Source organism: Piscinibacter sp. (assembly GCF_050175855.1).
Taxonomy (GTDB): Bacteria; Pseudomonadota; Gammaproteobacteria; order Burkholderiales; family Burkholderiaceae_C; genus Piscinibacter.
The window spans coordinates 1-3,915 of the sequence record NZ_JBFXIO010000436.1 but is presented as its reverse complement, the minus strand read 5'-3'; the positions used below and the strand labels follow the sequence as shown (position 1 = coordinate 3,915).

Here is a 3,915-nt window from a genome sequence, read left to right as displayed (position 1 = left end):
CGTTGAACTGCGAGCCGCGGCCGGCTTCGGACTCGTCGCGGGCGCGCCGACGCTCCCGCAGGAAGATCACCACGGCCTGCGCCAGGCTCAGCGGCGCCTCGACGGCGAACATGCGCCCGGCCACCCGGCCCGCCTCGGCCGGCGTGGGCAGCACGGCAAAACCGGCCGGCGCGCCGATCAGGCCGATGGCCAGGATCGCACCGGCCCACAGGCCGGCCAGCAGCGCCGCGATGCGCGTGGCCGGCATCAGACGTAACGGACGTCGACGATCTCGTAGTGGCGAGCGCCGCCCGGCGCCTGCACCTCGGCCACGTCGCCGGAGCTCTTGCCGATCAGCGCGCGTGCGATGGGCGAGTTGACCGAGATCAGCCCCTGCTTGAGGTCGGCCTCGTCCTCGCCGACGATCTGGTAGGTGACCTTGGCACCGCTGTCCTCGTCCTCGAGGTCGACGGTGGCGCCGAAGACCACGCGGCCGTCGGCGTCCAGCGCGGCCGGGTCGATGACCTGCGCCGCAGCGAGCTTGCCTTCGATCTCGAGGATGCGGCCTTCGATGAAGCCCTGCTTGTCCTTGGCGGCGTCGTACTCGGCGTTCTCGGACAGATCGCCCTGGGCACGCGCCTCCGCGATCGCCTGGATCACGGCATGGCGCTCGACGTTCTTCAGGCGCGCGAGCTCTTCCTTGAGCTTCTCGGCGCCGCGCTTGGTGAGGGGAATGGTGGCCATTTCAAATCTACCTTGCCGCAAAAACGAAGCCGCCGCCGGGAAGACCGGCAGCGGCCCTGATCGATCCAGCGCAGTCTAGTGCAGTTCCGCGTGCAATTCCTGCAGGGACTTCACGGCCAGCCCGGCCTGGTGCTTCATGCCCTCCACGGCGGCCTCGCAGCCGGCCATGCTGGTGTAGTAGGTCACCCGGTTGGCCAGAGCCGCCTGGCGGATGTGGCGCGAGTCGGCAATGGCGGTGCGCGTCTCGTCGACAGTGGTGAAGACGAGCTGGATCTCGCCGGCCTTGACCATGTCGACGATGTGCGGCCGGCCGTCCTTGACCTTGTTGACCGCCTTGACTGGCACACCAGCCTCGGCGATGGCCGCCGCCGTGCCCTTGGTCGCCACGATCGCGAAGCCGAGCGTGTGCAGGTCGCGCGCGACCGCCACGGCGCGCGCCTTGTCGTTGTTCTTGACCGTGATGCACACCGTGCCCTTGCGCGGCAGGCGCGAACCGGCACCGAGCTGGCTCTTGAGCATCGCCTCGCCGAAGGTGGCACCGGCGCCCATGACCTCGCCGGTAGAGCGCATCTCCGGGCCGAGGATCGGATCCACACCCGGGAACTTGTTGAACGGGAAGACGGCTTCCTTGACGCTGAAGTACGAGGGGATGATCTCGCCCATCACGCCCTGCTGAGAGGCGAGCGTCTGCCCGACCATGCAGCGCGCCGCGATCTTGGCCAGCGGCTGGCCGGTGGCCTTGGAGACGAACGGCACGGTGCGCGACGCGCGCGGGTTCACCTCGAGCACGTAGACGGTCGCCTTCGCGCCGTCGCCCGAGGTGTCGCCCTGGATGGCGAACTGCACGTTCATCAGGCCCTTCACCTTCAGCGCGCGGGCCATCAGGATCGTCTGGCGGCGCAGTTCGTCCTGCAGTTGCTTCGGCAGGGTGTACGGCGGCAGCGAGCAGGCCGAGTCGCCGGAGTGGATGCCGGCCTGCTCGACGTGCTCCATGATGCCGCCGATCATCACGCCGGAGGCAGAGTCGCTGCCGTCGGCAATGCAGTCGACATCGACCTCGATCGCGTCGTCGAGGAAGCGGTCGAGCAGCACCGGCGACTTCTCGCTCACCTGGACGGCCTCGCGCATGTAGCGCGCCAGGTCCTTGTCGCCGTGCACGATCTCCATCGCCCGACCGCCGAGCACGTAGCTCGGCCGCACCACCAGCGGATATCCGATCTCGTTGGCCAGCAGCAGCGCGGCCTCTTCGGTACGCGCCGTCCGGTTGGGCGGCTGCTTCAGGCCGAGGTCGTGCAGCAGCTTCTGGAAGCGCTCGCGGTCCTCGGCGATGTCGATGCTGTCCGGGCTGGTACCGACGATGGGCACGCCGGCACGCTCCAGGTCGAGCGCCAGCTTCAGCGGCGTCTGGCCGCCGTACTGCACGATCACGCCGGCGGGCTTTTCCTTGTCGACGATCTCCAGCACGTCTTCCAGCGTGACCGGCTCGAAGTACAGGCGGTCGGAGGTGTCGTAGTCGGTCGAGACGGTCTCCGGGTTGCAGTTGACCATGATGGTCTCGTAGCCGTCCTCGCGCATCGCGAAGGCGGCATGGACGCAGCAGTAGTCGAATTCGATGCCCTGTCCGATGCGGTTGGGCCCGCCGCCGAGCACCATGATCTTCCGGCGGTCGCTCGGCCTCGCCTCGCACTCGCCGTCGACGGTCTCGTAGGTCGAGTACATGTAGGCGGTCTGGGTGGCGAACTCGGCCGCACAGGTGTCGACCCGCTTGTAGACCGGGCGCACGCCGAGCTTCTGGCGCACCACGCGCACCTCGTGCTGGTTGGTGCCGAGCAGCTTCGCGAGCCGCTTGTCCGAGAAGCCCTTCTGCTTGAGGAATCGCATCTCGTCGGCCGACAGGCTCGCCAGCGTGCGGCCGCGCACCACCGCTTCCGTGGCGACGATCTGCTCGATCTGCGCCAGGAACCACGGGTCGATGTGCGTTTCCTCGAACACTTCCGACAGCGTCATGCCGATGCGGAAGGCGTCGGCCACGTAGAGGATGCGCTCCGGCCCGGGCTCGCCGATCTCCTGGACGATCTCCTCGCGGTCCTCGCTGCGCTCGGTCAGGCCGTCGATGCCGGTCTCCAGGCCGCGCAGCGCCTTCTGGAAGCTCTCCTGGAAGGTGCGGCCCATGGCCATCACCTCGCCGACCGACTTCATCTGCGTGGTCAGCCGCGAATCGGCTGCAGGGAATTTCTCGAAGGCAAAGCGCGGGATCTTGGTGACGACGTAGTCGATGCTGGGCTCGAACGAGGCCGGCGTGGCGCCGCCGGTGATGTCGTTCTTCAGTTCGTCGAGCGTGTAGCCCACTGCCAGCTTGGCCGCCACCTTGGCGATCGGGAAGCCGGTGGCCTTGGAGGCCAGCGCCGAGGAGCGCGACACGCGCGGGTTCATCTCGATCACGACCATGCGGCCGTTGTCGGGGTTGATCGAGAACTGCACGTTGGAGCCGCCGGTGTCGACGCCGATCTCTCGCAGAATCGCGATCGAGGCGTTGCGCAGCAGCTGGTATTCCTTGTCGGTCAGCGTCTGCGCCGGCGCGACGGTGATCGAGTCGCCGGTGTGCACGCCCATCGGGTCGAGGTTCTCGATCGAGCACACGATGATGCAGTTGTCCGCCGTGTCGCGGACCACTTCCATCTCGTACTCCTTCCAGCCGATCAGGCTCTCCTCGATGAGCAGCTCGTTGGTCGGCGAGAGGTCGAGGCCGCGCTTGCAGATCTCCTCGAACTCCTCCGGGTTGTAGGCGATGCCGCCGCCGGTGCCGCCGAGGGTGAAGCTCGGCCGGATCACCATCGGGAATCCCGTGCCGCCGATCTCCTGCACGATGCGGCGCTGCACGGCGAGCGCCTCTTCCATGGAGTGGGCAATGCCCGACTTGGCCGAGTGCAGGCCGATACCGGTCATCGCGTCCTTGAACTTCAGGCGATCCTCGGCCTTTTCGATCGCGTGCTCGTTGGCGCCGATCATCTCGACGCCGTACTTGGCCAGCACTCCGTACTTGTGCAGGTCGAGCGCGCAGTTCAGGGCGGTCTGGCCGCCCATGGTGGGCAGCAGCGCCATCCGTTCGTCAGGACGCTCCAGCCGCTCCTTCTCGATGATCTTCTCGACCATCTGCCAGGTGATCGGCTCGATGTAGGTGGCGTCGGCCAT

3 protein-coding genes are annotated in these 3,915 nt (G+C 67.6%); all 3 read right to left on the bottom strand.

The window, feature by feature from the left end:
- Positions 1 to 247 (bottom strand): DUF4149 domain-containing protein (locus AB7U92_RS23295; protein WP_428582595.1); only part of this gene is annotated, 247 nt, incomplete at its 3' end.
- Positions 247 to 723 (bottom strand): transcription elongation factor GreA, encoded by a 477-nt coding sequence (gene greA / locus AB7U92_RS23290; RefSeq protein ID WP_428582593.1) that lies wholly within the window; start codon positions 721 to 723, stop codon positions 247 to 249. The genes AB7U92_RS23295 and greA, both read right to left, overlap by 1 nt.
- Before the next feature lie 75 nt (positions 724 to 798).
- The gene (gene carB / locus AB7U92_RS23285) at positions 799 to 3,915 is read right to left on the bottom strand and encodes a carbamoyl-phosphate synthase large subunit (protein WP_428582591.1); all 3,117 of its coding nucleotides are present in this window, start codon (positions 3,913 to 3,915) and stop codon (positions 799 to 801) included.